Source organism: Nocardioides sp., assembly GCF_014360585.1.
Classification (GTDB): Bacteria; Actinomycetota; Actinomycetes; order Propionibacteriales; family Nocardioidaceae; genus Nocardioides.
Map to the genome: position 1 here is coordinate 1 of NZ_JACIXG010000054.1, position 14,977 is coordinate 14,977.

General features: G+C 69.6%; 13 protein-coding genes. 4 read left to right on the forward strand and 9 right to left on the reverse strand.

Going from position 1 to position 14,977, the window contains the following annotated elements:
- Positions 1-104: 104 nt before the first annotated feature.
- Positions 105-881 (reverse strand): GntR family transcriptional regulator, encoded by a 777-nt coding sequence (locus H5T77_RS17190; RefSeq protein ID WP_292651253.1) that lies wholly within the window; start codon positions 879-881, stop codon positions 105-107.
- 461 nt (positions 882-1,342) lie between these two features.
- Positions 1,343-2,866 carry a spermidine synthase gene (locus H5T77_RS17195; protein ID WP_292651255.1) on the reverse strand — a complete coding sequence of 508 codons (1,524 nt, stop codon included), beginning with the start codon at positions 2,864-2,866 and terminating at the stop codon, positions 1,343-1,345.
- Positions 2,867-2,981: 115 nt separating this feature from the next.
- On the opposite strand from H5T77_RS17195, the gene H5T77_RS17200 reads away from it, so the two are divergent.
- Positions 2,982-4,001, forward strand: a complete 1,020-nt coding sequence (locus tag H5T77_RS17200) for a MerR family transcriptional regulator (protein WP_292651257.1) — start codon at positions 2,982-2,984, stop codon at positions 3,999-4,001.
- Between the two features lie 90 nt (positions 4,002-4,091).
- Here the strand turns inward: H5T77_RS17200 and H5T77_RS17205 are convergent, their stop codons facing one another.
- The 5 genes from H5T77_RS17205 to H5T77_RS17225 form a co-directional block, all read right to left on the reverse strand.
- A complete protein-coding gene (locus H5T77_RS17205; RefSeq protein WP_292651258.1) occupies positions 4,092-5,195 on the reverse strand; it encodes a hypothetical protein in 1,104 nt (367 codons plus the stop codon).
- Between the two features lie 109 nt (positions 5,196-5,304).
- Complete coding sequence (locus H5T77_RS17210; RefSeq protein ID WP_292651260.1) at positions 5,305-6,669, reverse strand: hypothetical protein; 1,365 nt, start codon at positions 6,667-6,669, stop codon at positions 5,305-5,307.
- Positions 6,666-7,547 carry a hypothetical protein gene (locus tag H5T77_RS17215; RefSeq protein WP_292651261.1) on the reverse strand — a complete coding sequence of 294 codons (882 nt, stop codon included), beginning with the start codon at positions 7,545-7,547 and terminating at the stop codon, positions 6,666-6,668. The genes H5T77_RS17210 and H5T77_RS17215 overlap by 4 nt, the downstream gene beginning before the upstream one ends.
- Positions 7,544-7,906, reverse strand: a complete 363-nt coding sequence (locus H5T77_RS17220) for a hypothetical protein (RefSeq protein ID WP_292651263.1) — start codon at positions 7,904-7,906, stop codon at positions 7,544-7,546. Before H5T77_RS17220 ends, H5T77_RS17215 begins: the two co-directional genes overlap by 4 nt.
- Positions 7,907-8,001: 95 nt before the next feature.
- Complete coding sequence (locus H5T77_RS17225; protein ID WP_292651265.1) at positions 8,002-9,177, reverse strand: pyridoxal phosphate-dependent aminotransferase; 1,176 nt, start codon at positions 9,175-9,177, stop codon at positions 8,002-8,004.
- A gap of 79 nt (positions 9,178-9,256) precedes the next feature.
- Between H5T77_RS17225 and H5T77_RS17230 the strand changes: the two genes are divergently transcribed.
- Entirely contained in the window at positions 9,257-10,747 is a 1,491-nt protein-coding gene (locus H5T77_RS17230; RefSeq protein ID WP_292651266.1) for a potassium/proton antiporter, read from the forward strand.
- A gap of 13 nt (positions 10,748-10,760) precedes the next feature.
- Here the strand turns inward: H5T77_RS17230 and H5T77_RS17235 are convergent, their stop codons facing one another.
- Positions 10,761-11,276, reverse strand: a complete 516-nt coding sequence (locus H5T77_RS17235) for a LytR C-terminal domain-containing protein (RefSeq protein WP_292651268.1) — start codon at positions 11,274-11,276, stop codon at positions 10,761-10,763.
- A 28-nt stretch (positions 11,277-11,304) separates the two neighbouring features.
- Positions 11,305-11,598, reverse strand: a complete 294-nt coding sequence (locus H5T77_RS17240) for a type II toxin-antitoxin system VapB family antitoxin (protein WP_045551249.1) — start codon at positions 11,596-11,598, stop codon at positions 11,305-11,307.
- Between the two features lie 214 nt (positions 11,599-11,812).
- Between H5T77_RS17240 and H5T77_RS17245 the strand changes: the two genes are divergently transcribed.
- On the forward strand, positions 11,813-13,384 hold the full coding sequence (locus tag H5T77_RS17245; RefSeq protein ID WP_292651275.1) for a helicase HerA-like domain-containing protein: 1,572 nt from the start codon (positions 11,813-11,815) through the stop codon (positions 13,382-13,384).
- A 43-nt stretch (positions 13,385-13,427) separates the two neighbouring features.
- Positions 13,428-14,921, forward strand: coding sequence for an amidohydrolase (locus H5T77_RS17250; RefSeq protein ID WP_292651276.1), 1,494 nt, complete (start codon positions 13,428-13,430; stop codon positions 14,919-14,921).
- Positions 14,922-14,977 lie beyond the last annotated feature (56 nt).

Here is a 14,977-nt window from a genome sequence, read left to right on the forward strand (position 1 = left end):
TCGAGACCAACACAGTCCCATCGAGCGCGACAGGGGACTGTGTTGGTCTCGACACGCCGTCGTTCGTCCCTCTCGACGGCGGCTCGACCAGCAGCCGGCGGGGGTCACTGCAGCTTGAGGTCCAGCCCGTAGACGATCCGGTCGGCGACGCCGACGGAGTCGGTGACGCAGACGACCCGGTCGTCGGCGAGGAACCGGCGCCGGTCGGAGAGGACCGGGGTGCCGTCGGGGATCTGCAGGTCGAAGGTCTCCTGTGGCGTCGGCATGCGTGACTCGATGTCCATCGCGACCGTGGTGACCTTGACCCCGACCGTGGCCAGCAGGTCCTTGATCGGCGGCTGCGGCCAGTCGTCGCTCGGGGTGGCCAGCGGGGTGTCGACGACCAGCGGGTAGGGGATGTAGGCCGTGGTCCGGTACTCGGCTGTGTCACCGCTGATGTAGAACGTGAAGGTGGTGGTGAGCAGCTCGCTGCGCGGGTCGAGGTCGAAGGCCTCCCCGAGCTTCTCGCCGGCCGCGATCACCTCGTAGGAGTGCTCGACCGAGATGCCGTCGTCCGGACCGCGCGGCGGCTGGTGGTAGGCCGCGTCCGGCTTCGCCGGGTGGCTCGGGTCCGTGATCAGCATGCTCATCAGGTCGTAGCGGGTCTTGGTGGCGTCGCGTACGAAGACTCCGCGGCCCTGCTCGCTGGTGATGAGGCCCTCGTTGCGGAGCACCGCCAGGCCTCGCCGGATCGTGGCGCGGTCGTAGGGGAAGGTGTCCATCAGCTCGGGCTCGGTCGGTAGACGCTCGCCCGGCAGGTAGGTGCCGTCGTCGATCTGGGCCCGCAGATAGTCGGCCACGTGGAGGTATTTCGGCAGGCCGCGCGGACGGGGGTTGCTCATAGGAGAACACGTTACTGAGCCGTACAGATCCCGAATAGCCGCATAGCCCCAGCCTTTCAGCCTTGACCCATTGCAACGAGTGGACTTATGGTCGAACAAGCCTCGGGGCGTTGGGCGCCTGGCCCCCGCTGGAGACCGGCGTCTCGAGGCACTCAACGACGAGAGCCATCGACATTCCTTGGGGGGAATTCGTGTTCGTAGACGACAGACTCAGCCCGAGAACCAGCGGGAGGCAGCCGATCCTGGCCAAAGACCCGCTGGTCTACCGGACCGACCGGGGCAGCTTCTGGCACCTTCGCTCGACCAAGAGGAGCAACGGGTACGTCCTGACCATGTGCGGCCGCAGGCTGGGCACCTGGCACGTGCTGCCGCCGCGGCGGCTCAGCCGGGTAGCACCCGACCAGGTCTGCGTCGGGTGCCTGCGTAAGACACCGATAGGGGTGGTGGAACGACCCGATGGGTCAGGCAACCTCGAGAAGACTCAGGTCGGTGAGCCACTCGACCGGCGCGACGTCATCGGTGTAGACCGTCCCGCCCCGCAGCGCCGGCTCGATCCGGGCGGCAGAGTCGGTGAGGGCACCGGCCAGGTCGGCGGGCTGCGACTCCGCGGTGGCGGTCAGGCTGGCGACCGGGTCGGCCTGCGGGTCGACGGTCGCGATCAGGTGGGTGTTGGTGGGGCCGGAGTCAGACCGCCACACCGCCTCACCAAACGAGGTACGCAGGGTTGCCGTGAGGACCTTCTCCAACGCTGTCGAGCCCTCCGGGTGGGCTGAGTTCACGACCAGCACCCCGCCCGGGTTCAGGTGGGACTTCGCCAGCGCGAAGAACTCCTTCGTGGTCAGGTAGAACGGGATGTAGGGCTGGTGGTAGGCGTCGACCATGATCGCGTCGTACTTCCGGGTCTGCTTCTGCAGCCACGGGCGGGCGTCGGCGGTGTGGAGGTGGAGGTTCGGCTGGTCCTCGAGGTCGAAGAGTTCCTGGCCGACCTCGGTGACGTCCTCGTCGATCTCGACGGCGTCCACCCGGGTCTCGGGGGCGAAGTGGCCGAACTGGCGCGCGGTCGTCCCGGCGGCCGAGCCCAGGATCGCCACCGACTTCGGGGCCTCCGCGCCGGCGTACGAGAGCGAGAGCATCTCGTCCCAGTAGGCGCCGGTGAGCCACTCGCCCTCCTTGTAGACGGAGTGCACCGCGTGGCCCTCGTTGAGCTCGAGGTAGCGGCTGCCGTCGTCGTACTCGACCACTCGGGCGTACTGGTACTCCGTCTCCTTCTCCCAGATCACCTCACCGCCGTTGCTGGTCACGGTCTTGACCGACCCGGTCGGCAGCGCGGTGAGGCCGAGGATCACGATCGGTACGAGCACGGCGGGCAGCGCGGACTTGGCCGAGTCCTTGCGGGCCAGGTGCGGGATCGTGGCAAGCGCGATCAGGAAGGCGAAGATCAAGAACGTACGCTGCGTCCCGACCACGGGGATGAGGAACAGCGAGGCGGCGAAGGTGCCGACCAGCGAGCCGATCGTCGAGATCGCGTAGAGCCGGCCGGCTGCGTGGCCGGAGTCCTCGACGGATTCGACGCTCAGCCGGACGGCGTACGGGCTGACCATGCCGAGCAGGAACAGCGGGAAGGCGAGCAGGACTCCCACCCCGACCAGCGAGCCGGCGAATGTAGCGACGCTGAGCTGCTCGACCGCCCTGACCGCCAGCGGCAGGAACGGCTTGGCGACGAATGGCACGGCAGCCAGCAGGAGAGCGGCGAACAGCACGATCCTGGCGAGGCTGGCGGAGTTCGGGTTCCGGTCGGCGAGCCGGCCGCCGACGGAGTAGCCGATCGCGAGAGCGACCAGCACCGTCGCGATCGTGTTGGCCCATACGATCGTCGAGTCGCCGAACCAGGGAGCGAGGAGGCGTGCCGCGGCCATCTCGGATCCCAGGGTGCCGACACCGACGGTGAAGACGAGAAGCTCAAGCGCACGCGCACGCAGTTTCATGGAGGTGAACCTATCTGTGGGCGCAAATAGGGCTTGAGATTCCCCCACGGGCAGAGTCCATTCTGGGTAGCCAATCTGCTTTCACCGGTGACCATCACCGGGGAGGATGGTGACCATGAGTGAGCGTCAGCGAGCGACCATGAGCGGCCTGGAGGGGCTGGTGAACATCGGCGACTTCGCCCGGGCGACCGGGCTGACACCGAAGGCGCTGAGGTTGTACGACGACCTCGGTCTGCTGCTGCCTGCAGAGGTGGATGCGTCGTCGGGTTATCGTCGCTACGCCCCTGACCAGGTCGAACGCGCCCGTCTGGTGGCGTCGTTGCGGCTGGTCGGGATGCCGCTGGCCCGGGTCCGCGAGGTTCTCGACATGCCCGCTGCTCGTGCGGCGGCCGAGGTCGAGACCTACTGGCGCCAGGTCGAGGCCGACACCGCCACGCGCCGCACCATGGTCTCCGCCCTCGTCCACGGATTGAGGAACGAGGCACGACCGATGACCACGACCACCGACAGGCTGCGCGCAGAGTTCGGCGTCAGCCACGAGCAGGGTGGCCGCGCCACCCAGCAGGACGCCGTCCTGCTCACCCCGGAGCTGATCGCCGTCGCCGACGGTTTCGGAGCACGTGACGACCTCGCCGGGGCGGCCCTGACCGCGTACGCCGCCGGGGGCCTGGCCAACGCCATCACCGAGGTCGCCCGCGACGTCTCGAAGGCTGGCACCACCCTGACCGCTGTCGACCTGCACGGCTCGACCGCGCGGATCACCCACATCGGCGACGCCAGGGTCTTCCTGGTGCGAGACGGAGAGGTACGCCAGGCTACGCATGACCACACGGTGGTCGCTGCCATGGTCGAGGCGGGCCAGCTCACCGCCGAAGAGGCACGCTCGCACGAGCACCGGTCTGTGCTCAACCGCGCGCTCGTCCCCGGCGTCGTCGCAGACGAGATCATTCTCGATCTGATGCCCGGCGACCGGCTGGTGCTGACCACCGACGGCGTCCACTCCTGGGTCGATGACCTCGCCGCCCTGATCACCGCCGAGGCCGGTCCGCAGGAGGTCGCCGATGCGGTCGCGGCTGCGGTCGCGGCCGCCGGGGAGCCGGACAACCACACCATCGTGGTCGCCGATCTGGCCTGACCATCCCCGGTGGTTGAGCCGCCGGAGCCGCTAGGCGGAGGCGTGTCGAAACCAACACAGCTGACGACCGTGTTGGTTTCGACACGCTCGCTAGCGCTCGCGGCTCAACCAGCGGGACCACCAGCGCTGTTGGCGCCCGGCTGTGGCCTTGTCCAACTCCGCGGCAGCGGCGGCGAACGAGTCGCGCAAAGAGGGATGGGCCAGCTCGATCTCGGGGTGCTCGACGAGGATCTGGGCGATCCGGCGGGTGAGGTGCTTGCCGACGGTGGCGATGTGCCGGACGACGGCGTCGACCTCGTCCTCGGTGAGCTGTTGCGGGTGGTAGGGCTTGGGCGACTTCTCCTGCAACAGCTCACGCATGGGCTCGAGGGAGTCGATGTCGTAGCGCAGCGCCAGCGAGCGCAGCTCGTCGTCGGCGATCTTGCGGAGCCGTTCGTGGTCGGAGGGTGGGATCAGGGTGTAGGTCATCGGGCCGAGCGGGCAGGACTGGAGGTGGACGTCGAGGCGCTCCTGCAGCTGGGGCCCGAGCGGGAGGGCGTTGAGGGTGCGCTTGATCTCCAGAGCGTGCAGCGAGTAGGAGAGGTTGACCTTCTGCAGCCGCAGGTCGCCGAGTCCGGCAGTGTCGATCCCGGCCGTGTCGAGCAGGTCGGTGAGCAGGTTGTCCCCGACGAAGAGCTCGGGCAGGTAGGGCCGCAGGACGAGCCGGGAGCGCACCGCCTCGGAGCCGAGCGCGTTGTAGAGGTGCTCGTGACCCAGCCACCCGCCGTAGGCGTCCGGCTCCGCCGCGAAAGGTTCCAGGTGGCCGATCCGCTTGACCCGTTGGTTGTAGTCGGACTCCAGGAAGGCGAGGGGGTCACGGACGTACAGGACGAATTGAGCCTGCGGCGGCAGCAGCTCGGCGAGCCCGCGCAGCTCGGGGAGGAAGGCCTCCGAGGAGAGCAGCAGGGTGTGACAGCCGCTTGCCTCGAACTCCTCGAGCGTCTTCGTCACCTCCCGCGACGAGGCCACGAAGAGGTGGCCCGAACGCTCCATGAGCGATCCGGCGTTGCCGGCGCTGATGCCGTTCTTGTCGACGGTGTGCGCTGGATAGAAGATGCCGGCCTTCGTGAGCACTTCCCCATTGGCGTTGAGGAAGGCCTGAACGGCGGAGGTGCCGGTCTTGGGGAGGCCGGCGTGTACGACGATGGACTTCACAGGGACCGATCGAGTAGGTGTCAGAGCACCCACCGCGTACGTATCCGGCATCCGTCAAGCCGGATCAAGATGGCGCGGCGGTGTTCCTCACCCTATCGATCCGACACCGTCAGGCAAGGTACCCCAGGCTGCGGATGCGGCTGATCTCGTCGCGGAGCTCGTCGTGGCCGGCGTTGTCTGCCGCCCGTCCACCGGCGATGTAGTGGCTCTCCTGCGCGGCAGCGCCGTCGTAGACGACCGTGAACCGGTGTCCGACACCTGCGTTGATGAGCCCGCCGAGGAGCGCGACCGGGTCGGAGCGGTCCTCCAGTGAAAGCACCCGGGTGCTCTCCGGGACCCGCGGCGCTGCCGCGCCCGGAGCACCGACCGTGACCACCTGGTCCACGACGTACGCAGCCCCGGCTGCCGCAGCGATCGCTGCCGCCGCGGTTCCCCCTGCCGCAGCGCCGACGAGCATCACGTGGGCGCCGGCCTCGACCGACTCCTCGATGGTCCGCGATGCCGTGGTGATGTAGGCGGAGAGGTCACCGGAGACGAGCCGCAGCCGGCGGCTGCCGGTGTAGGGCCCCGGAAGATAGGCGATGTAGCGACCGGGGGCCGTCTGCTGGACCGCGACCCCGGTCTCGGTCGCCTCGAGGGTGCGGATCAGCTCCTCGATGGTGGCCGGGGTGTCCGCGGTGACGTCACCGGCCGGGTCGTCGTCCTCGGCGGAGGCCAGGGCCCCACCGACATCACGCAGCGCGTGCCCGGCATCGGCCGCGAACACGTCGATGCCGGCAGCCCGCAGCGCCCCCGCAGCGGCCGCGGCGGCGTCGTCGCCGCGCGGGAAGTCGGCGGTGAGCAGCGAACGCAGCTCGAGCGACTCGAGCAGTCCGCCACCGGTGGCGATGTGGTCCATCAGCTCGGGATGACCCTGCGCGAGCTCGCCGAGGTAGGCGGTGACGCCCTCACGGTCGAGCGCATCGGTCTCGATCAGACCGGCGGACAGCAGCGACCCACCGAGCTCGACCTCGGGTGCGAGGTAGTCGAGGGCGTTGGCCGCGATGGCACCCAACGAGCTGCGGACCGCGGCCTGGAGCTCATCGATCCAGCGGTAGGTCTGCACTGTCGCGCGGACCGAGAGCGCGTCGGCGTCGAGCGCCTGACCGAGCCCGAGGAGACCACCCTTCTCGGAGGTCACCAACCGGATCTCCTCCTCGGCCGGCTCCCAGGTCTTCGGCGAGAGGCCGGCGGATTCGGTGACGTCGTCGTCGGCGAGGATCTCAGCGCCGAGCTCGGCCCACTCGCGCAGCTGTGCGCCGGCGTCGCCGATGGAGCCGGCCAGGCCGAGGATCTGCTCGTACTTCTCCTCCGGGCCTGCCGGCGGTGCCACCGAGTCGGGGGCGCCACCGGGAAGCGGGCCCAGACGGTCGATCGGATCGTTGACCGGGTTGTTGGCCGGGTTGTTGGCTGAGTCGTTGGCTCGGTCGTTCATCGGACCACCTCCGCGAGGACAGGGGCAAGTTCTGCGGCGAGCTCGGACGGCTCCACGCTGGTGATCATCAGGGTCAGCTCTCCATCGAGCGAGACCGTACGCATCGAGCGCCAGCCGTCGTTGACCAGCGTCCAGGAGACGGTGCCGATCAGCGGGTTCTCCGGGTCGGCGGTCGTCGCGACGACGGCGCGCAGGCGGCCGTGGGTCTCGTTGGACAGCGCCTCGAGGGCGCTCGCGACGACGACGTCGCCCGCGGTCAGCACCGGCACCAGGTCGCCGCGGCCGGTCCGCAGTGCCTCGAAGACGGCGTCAGCGGTCGCGAACGGGACCTCCAGCTGCTCAGGCACGGCCGAGGTCAGCCGGGCGGTGTCGCCCGGCAGCGTGGCGGTGCGCCCGAGCTCGGTCGCCCAGGCCGCCGAGGGATACCAGGAGAGCTCGAAGACGAGCCCGTCCACGGTCGCCAGCGAGGCGGCCGCCTCGCCCTTCTGTCGGTGCCAGGCGCGGCCACGAACGCCGTCGACGACGACATCGAGGTCGATGACCACCTCGGGGGTGGCCAAGAGCCCGAGGGCGCCGGCGATCCCGGAGTCGAGAGTGCCGTCGGGGTCGAGGAGGTCGCGCCGCTGCAGCGAGGTGCTGCCCTCGCCGAAGCCGGCGACGGCGCGAGCCAGAGCCTCGGCCTCGGCTGCCGAGCGCGTACGCCCCAGCCGGGCGTCGAGCCCTTCGTCGCGGTGTGTCGCGACCTCGAACGGAAGCGGAGCACCGATGTTCTCGCAGGCGTGGGTGAGCTCGGGAAGGGTCAGGCCGACGCGGCGAGGCACCCCCGCCCACGGCTCGGTCGGCGCGCTCGGCGCGGGACCCAGGTCGATCGTGGTCATCGTAGGGTGACCTCCAGCCAGTCCTTGTGGCCCGGCTCAGGGGCCTCGAATCCGTCGAGCTCGCCATCAGCGACCAGCGCCTCGGCGCGAGCCTCGGCCTCGGCGATCTGTTCCTTGAACAGGTCGACCTGCTTGAGATGCTTGGCCAGCGTGTCGGCCGCGCGGTCATGCTGCTCGGCCACGCTTCGCAGCGCGGTGGCTCGCTCCTTCATCCGTCCGCGGAGGGACTCGGCGGCCCGACCGTGCCATGGCACGGACTCCGCCTGCACCACCAGCTTGTCGGCACTCGCTCGGATGTCGTCCGCCTGCTCTCGCAGACGGCTCACCCGACGACGAATCACGTCGCTCTCGCCGTACATATCCCTCCTCGGACAGGTCTCTGTGATGGTCCTACCCCGCTCGAGCGGTTCCTAAACGTAAAATCGCGAACTTTCTCAAAATCGATCGCGACTTCCTAGCGAAGGACGACGGAGAGGCGGTCGAGGCTCTGCTCGATCTCGGCGGTGGAGCCGGCGAAGGAGAGGCGTACGAAGCGGTGTCCTTCGACGGGATCGAAGTCGACCCCCGGAGCCATCGCGACGCCCGTGCGGTCGAGGATCTGGTGGCACCACGACATGGTGTCGTCGGTCCAGCGGCTGACGTCGGCGTACACGTAGAACGCCCCGTCGGCCGGCGCCATCTCGGTCACCCCGAGCGAGCGGAGCCCGTCGAGGAGGACGCCGCGGTTGGTGGCGTAGCGCGTCACATGAGAGTCGAGCTCGGCGTAGGCGTCCGGGGTGAACGCCGCGATCGCCGCGTGCTGGGCGAGGACTGGTGGGCAGATGGTGAAGTTGCCGACCAGGACGTCGATCGCGCGTCGCAGATGGGCCGGGGCGAGCAGCCAGCCGATGCGCCAGCCGGTCATCGAGAAATACTTGGAGAACGAGCCGAACACGACCGCATCGCGCGAGGTCTCCCACGCGCTGCGGCCACGGCCACCGTCGCCGCCGTAGGTCAGACCGTGGTAGATCTCGTCCGAGATCAGCTGGATGCCGGCCTCCTCGCAGTAGCGCGCCAGCGCCGCCAGCTCCTCGGGCCGCAGCATCGTGCCGGTCGGGTTGGCCGGGCTGGCCACCACGAGCCCCTTCAGGCCGACCCGCTCGTGCAGCTCTCGCACCTGCTCCACGGTCGGCTGGAAACGCTCGGCCGCACCGGTCGGGATCTCCACGACATCGCAACCGAGGGCCGCGAGCACGTTGCGGTAGCAGGGGTAGGACGGCCGAGCCATCGCCACCCGGTCGCCGGTGTCGAAGGCTGCCAGGAAGGTCGCCAGGAAGCCGCCGCTGGCACCCGTGGTCACGACGACCTCGTCGGGGGAGACCTCGATCCCGTGCCACGCTCGGTGATGGCCCGCGATCGCCTGGCGCAGCTCGAGGATGCCGGTCGCCGGCGTGTAGCCCAGCGGGTCGCCGCTCTGCAGCAGCCGCACCGCCTCGGCGCTGACCGCCTGCGGCGCCCCAGTGGACGGCTGTCCTGAGGTGAGCGAGATGAGATCGGCGTGCGTCCGTTGCCGCTGAGCCGCCCGCTCGAGCATGTCCATCACGTGGAAGGGAGGCACGTTCGCGCGTCGGGCGACAGTCAGGCGATCCATGGGACCAAACATTAGGATGCAGATCCGGAGGTCATAGGGGGACCCACGACATGAGCGAGCATCTGCGAGCGACAGGCTCATGAGCTTTGACGTCCATCAGCTCGACATGTTCGTGCTGATCGGCTCTCTGGTCACGCTGCTGGCGATCCTCGCGGTGCAGGTGTCGACGAAGGCCGGGCTCCCGTCGCTGCTGATCTACCTGCTGATGGGCGTCCTCCTCGGTGAGTCGGTGCTCGGGATCCGGTTCGACGACGCTGCCCTCGCCCACGCGCTCGGCTTCGGGGCGTTGGCGCTGATCCTGGCCGAAGGTGGTCTGACGACATCGTGGAAGGACGTACGTCCCTCCTTCGGTCTCGGGATGATGCTGGCCACCGTCGGGGTGGTGGTCTCGATCGGGATCGTCGCGGTGGGTGCGCACTATCTGCTCGGGCTGCCCTGGCAGCTCGCCTTCCTGCTGGGCGCGGTGACCTCGCCGACCGATGCGGCCGCGGTGTTCTCGGTGCTGCGCGTGGTGCCGCTGCCGAAGCGGCTGACCGGTGTCCTGGAGGCGGAGTCGGGGCTCAACGACGCCCCGACCGTGGTGATCGTGACGCTCATCGCCAGCGGCGCGATCGCGGAGAACCCGCCGATCGTCGTGGCCGGGATCGTGATCGGCGAGCTGCTGCTGGGCATCGTGGTCGGCCTGCTCGTCGGTTTCGGAGGGGCCTGGCTGATGCGACGGGCCGCGCTGCCCTCCGCCGGTCTCTACCCGCTGGCCGTGATGACGCTGGCGTTCCTCGCCTACGGCGGATCGGCGTGGCTGCACGGCTCCGGGTTCGCGGCGATCTACGTGGCCGCCCTGGTGCTCGGCAACACCGACCTGCCCCACCGCGGTGCGACCAGGTCCTTCGCCGAGGGGGTCGCCTGGCTGGCCCAGATCGGGCTCTTCGTGATGCTCGGCCTGCTGCTCTCCCCGGGGCGTATCGACCTCCAGACGATCGGGCTCGCGCTCGCCGCCGGACTGATCCTGACCTTCCTTGCCCGGCCCGCGTCGGTGCTGGTCAGCACGGTGGTCTCCCGGATGACGTGGCGGGAGACGGCGTTCGTCTCCTGGGCGGGGCTGCGCGGCGCGGTGCCGGTGGTTCTCACCACCATCCCCCTCGCCGCGGGCGTCGAGGGTGCCGAGGACCTCTTCGACCTGGTCTTCGTGATGGTCGTCGTCTACACCCTGCTGACCGGACCGACGCTGCCCTGGGTCGCTCGGGTGCTCGGGGTCGGCCGTCCCAACGATCCGCGCTCGCTCGATCTAGACGTCGCGCCGCTGGAGCAGATCGCGGCCGACCTCATCCAGCTCCGGATCCCGCGTGCGTCACGCCTCCACGGTGTGGAGATCAGCGAGCTCCGGCTGCCCTCCGGGTCCTCGGTGTCGTTGCTGATCCGCGACGGCCACAGCCTGGTCCCGGAGAGCACCACCGTCCTCCGCGCCCGCGACGTCATGCTGGTGGTGGTGCCCCGTCACCAGCGTGAGCAGGCCGAACGCCGCCTGGAGATGGTCAGCCGGAAGGGTCGCCTGGCCGGCTGGCTGCGCTGAGTCCGTACGCGCCCTACTCGACCGGAGGGCTGCAGATCGTGGCGTCGGCCTTGGCGGTGACGGTCTTGTCGCCGCCGGTGACGTCGGGGAAGTTCTCGCCGGTGATGACCACGATGCCGGGGATGTCGGACTTGGTCTCGACGATCTTCGCGTCGCCGAGCCAGCTCGCGACGAGCGCGGCGGAGGGAGCGTCCTTGTCGGGCGCCCACACCTCGACGGTCTTCAGCTTGGTGCCGCGGGGCGCGTTGCCGGTCCGGCCCTTGATGAAGCCCGCATCGACGAGGTCCGTCATCGCCCGGGTGGCGAGACCGGCCCGAGTGCTGGCGTTGAGCACGGTCACGACCACCTGCGACGGGTAGACCTCGGAGCCCTTCTTCACGGGGGTGTCCACGCACGGCCCGACGTCGACCTTCTGCGGGAAGGGTGCGGTCATCGACTTCCATCCCCAGGCACCGGCGAGCGCGACCGCAACCGCGAGGACGGCGAGGATGATGAACGTACGAAGTCCCGTGAGGGCCGAATCGAGCATGCCGCCGAGCCTAACCGCTGGTGGGCCTCTAGCCGAGGCTGTGCACGCGGGCGTGCAGCACGTTGCGCTGCTGGAGCGCTGCCCGGAGCGCCCGGTGGAGCCCGTCCTCGAGGTAGAGCTCGCCGTTCCACTCGACGACGTGGGCGAAGAGGTCGCCGAAGAACGTCGAGTCCTCGTTGAGCAGAGCCACCAGCTGGAGGGTGTCCTTGGTGGTCACCAGCTCGTCGAGGCGGACCGTCCGAGGAGGCAGCGCAGCCCACCCCTTGGTCGTCAGACCATGGTCAGGGTAGGGGCGAGAGTCGCCGACACGCTTGAAGATCACCCTCGTGACTGTATCGCCCTCAGATCAAAACCCAACACATGACTTCGTGCCCGACAGGAGATCGCCGGCTGCGCGCCGCCCCAGCACGCGCCCGGCGGCGTTGTCGTCGGTCGACGGCCAACACCGGGCCGCCTCCTCCTCCGCCTTGCCGGACACGCACTGGAACGGCGCTCGCTTCGGCGCCCTGTCGGCCACGAAGTCATAGAGTCAGCCCATGACGGATGCTGCTGCACTCTCGGAAGCGGTCGGACCTGGCTATCGGTTCGAGGGCACAGCCCTCGAGCTCGGGGCGCTGATGGCAGACGCCGAGACGTTGACGGAGACGCCGATCCGCGTCCCTCTGGGGATGCTGAACAGGCACGGCCTGGTCGCGGGCGCGACGGGCACGGGGAAGACGAAGACCCTTCAGCTGTTTGCCGAGCAGCTCTCTGCGGCCGGGGTGCCGGTGTTCGCCGCAGACATCAAGGGTGACCTCTCCGGGCTGGCCGCCCCAGGTGAGTCGAGCGAGAAGCTGTCAGCACGGGCGGCGTCGGTCGGGCAGACCTGGCAGGCGCGCGGCTTCCCGGTCGAATACTTCGCTCTCGGCGGGGAGGGCACCGGCATCCCGGTCCGGGTGACGGTCGAGGCCTTCGGTCCGACTCTCCTGGCCAAGGTCCTGGGACTCAACGAGACCCAGGAGTCCTCGCTCGGGCTCGTCTTCCACTACGCCGAGAAGGCCGGTCTGAAGCTGATCGGGCTCGACGACCTGCGAGCGGTGCTGCAGTGGCTGGTCTCGGCCGAGGGCAAGGCCGATCTCAAGGACCTGGGCGGCCTCTCGTCCGCCACGACAGGGGTGATCCTGCGTACGCTCATCGCCTTCTCCGACCAGGGCGCGGACGAGTTCTTCGGTGAGCCGGCCTTCGCGGTCACCGACTTCATCCGCAACGACGGGGACGCCGGGATCATCTCGCTGCTCGAGCTGCCCAACCTGCAGGACCGTCCGGCGATCTTCTCGACCTTCCTGATGTGGCTGCTCGCCGAGCTGTTCCGGGCGCTGCCCGAGGTCGGCGACATCGACAGGCCGAAGCTCGTGTTCTTCTTCGACGAGGCTCATCTGCTCTTCAACGACGCCTCCGACGCGTTCCTGGACCAGATCACCACCACGGTCCGGCTGATCCGCTCCAAAGGAGTCGGGGTCTTCTTCGTCACCCAGAAGCCGACCGATGTCCCCGACGACGTGCTCGGTCAGCTGGGGTCCAGGGTCCAGCACCAGCTGCGGGTCGCGACGCCCAACGACGCGAAGGCGCTCAAGGCGAGCGTCAACACCTATCCGACCTCGACCTACGACGACCTCGGCGCCGTCATCCAGACGCTCGGGATCGGCGAGGCGATCGTGACCGTCATGAACGAGCGCGGCGCGCCGACGCCGGTCGCGTGGACGCGGCTGCGGGCGCCCGAGTCGCTGATGGCTCCGGTAGAGGCTGCCGCGATGGAAGCCGCTGTGGCGGGGTCGCCGCTGGCGGCGAAGTACTCCGCTGCCGTCGAGGTCGAGTCCGCCGTCGACCAGCTCGAGGTGAGGAAGGAGGCCGCGGCGGCCGCAGAGAAGGCCGAAGCGGAGGAGGAGGCGGCCGAGAAGGCGGAAGCGAAGGCGGCGAAGAAGAGCGCTCCGAAGAAGTCCTCGCGCTCGCGATCTCGCTCCCGCGACGACGACTCGATGGTCGAGACGGTGGTGAACTCGACGGCGTTCCGGCAGGCCGCGCGCACCGCCGCAAGAGAGCTCGTCAGGGGAATCTTCAAGCGGCGCTGATTCTGATTCGCTCGGGGGAGGGAAGAATCCTTATCGTCTGCTCATGCCCGACCTTCTCCTCCGGAACGTACGCATCGTTCCGCTCTCACCCCGAGCGAACGTGCCCGTCGGGGTGGTTGACGTTCTCGTTGCCGACGGTGTCGTTTCGGCGGTCGGAGAAGGCCTGTCCAGACCGGACGGCGTCGATACGTACGACGCCGGTGGCCGCTGGCTCGTGCCGGGTCTGTGGGACGCCCACACCCACCTCGGCCAGTGGACGCTGCGGGCCAGCCGGCTGGACCTCCACGGCACTCGCTCGCCTGCCGAGGCGCTGGCGCGGGTGGCCGCGGCCGCACGAGAGGTCGAGCCGGGCGAGGCGATCGTGGGGATGGGCCACTCGGCCGGCACCTGGGACCGCTGGGGCACCGTCTCCGAGCTGGACTCGGTCACCGGCGGCACGCCCGCGATCCTGGTCAACCACGACTTCCACCACGCCTGGCTGAACACCGCCGCACTCGACGCCGTGGAGCTGCCCCGGCGTGAGGACATGGTGCAGGAGACGGAGTGGTACCAGGCCTATCCGCGCGTCGCGGAGCTCTTCGAGTCCAACGGGAGCGCCCCAGGGGCCTACCGTCGGATGCTGAGCCGGACCGCCGCGCTCGGGGTGGTCGGGATGACCGACTTCGAGGTCGGCGTCCGGCTCGACGACTGGCGGTCGCGGTGGACCTCCGGCTGCGACCTGGTCCGCATCCGGGTCGCTTCCTATGCCGACCAGCTCGACGATGCGATCGCCGAGGGCCTGCGTACGGGCGACCCGCTGCTCGCCGGCGAGGACCGACTGACGATGGGGCCGTTGAAGATCATCAGCGACGGCTCGCTCGGCACACGGACAGCGTGGTGCTGCGACCCGTACGCGGACGACCCGGACAGCTGCGGGGCGCCGAACCAGTCGCCGGACGAGCTGCGCGGACTTCTGGGTAAGGCCCACGCGGCCGGCCTCGAGGTGGCCACGCACGCGATCGGCGACCGGGCGGTGTCGGAGGCTCTGGTGGCGTACGCGGCTACGGGTGCCCGCGGGAGCATCGAGCATGCCCAGCTCGTACGTCGCGAGGACCTGCCGCTGATGGCTCGGCTCGGGATCACCGCGTCGGTGCAGCCGGCGCACATCCTCGACGACCGCGAGATGACCGAAGGCGTCTGGCCGGGGCGGGAGGACCGTTGCTTCGCGACCCGCTGGATGCTTGACGAGGGCGTGCGGGTGACGCTCGGCTCGGATGCTCCGGTCGCGCCGCTCGATCCGTGGCTGGCCATCTCCGCCGCCGTCGGCCGCTCACGTGACGGCAAGGAGCCGTGGCACCCGGAGCAGGCGCTGACCGCTCAGGAGGCCCTGGCGGCCTCGGTCGACGGCCAGCCCACGGTCGGGCCCGGGTCACGCGGGGACCTGGCCGTGCTCGACATCGATCCGCTCCGGGCCTCGGTCGGCGACCTGGCCGCGATCGCCCACGGCGGGGTCGTGCTGACCACGGTCGGCGGGCGGGTCGTCCACCGCAGCTTCTAGCCGACCCCCGAAGAGCGCGAAGGCCCGGCCGTCATCGGCCGGGCCTTACGCAATGG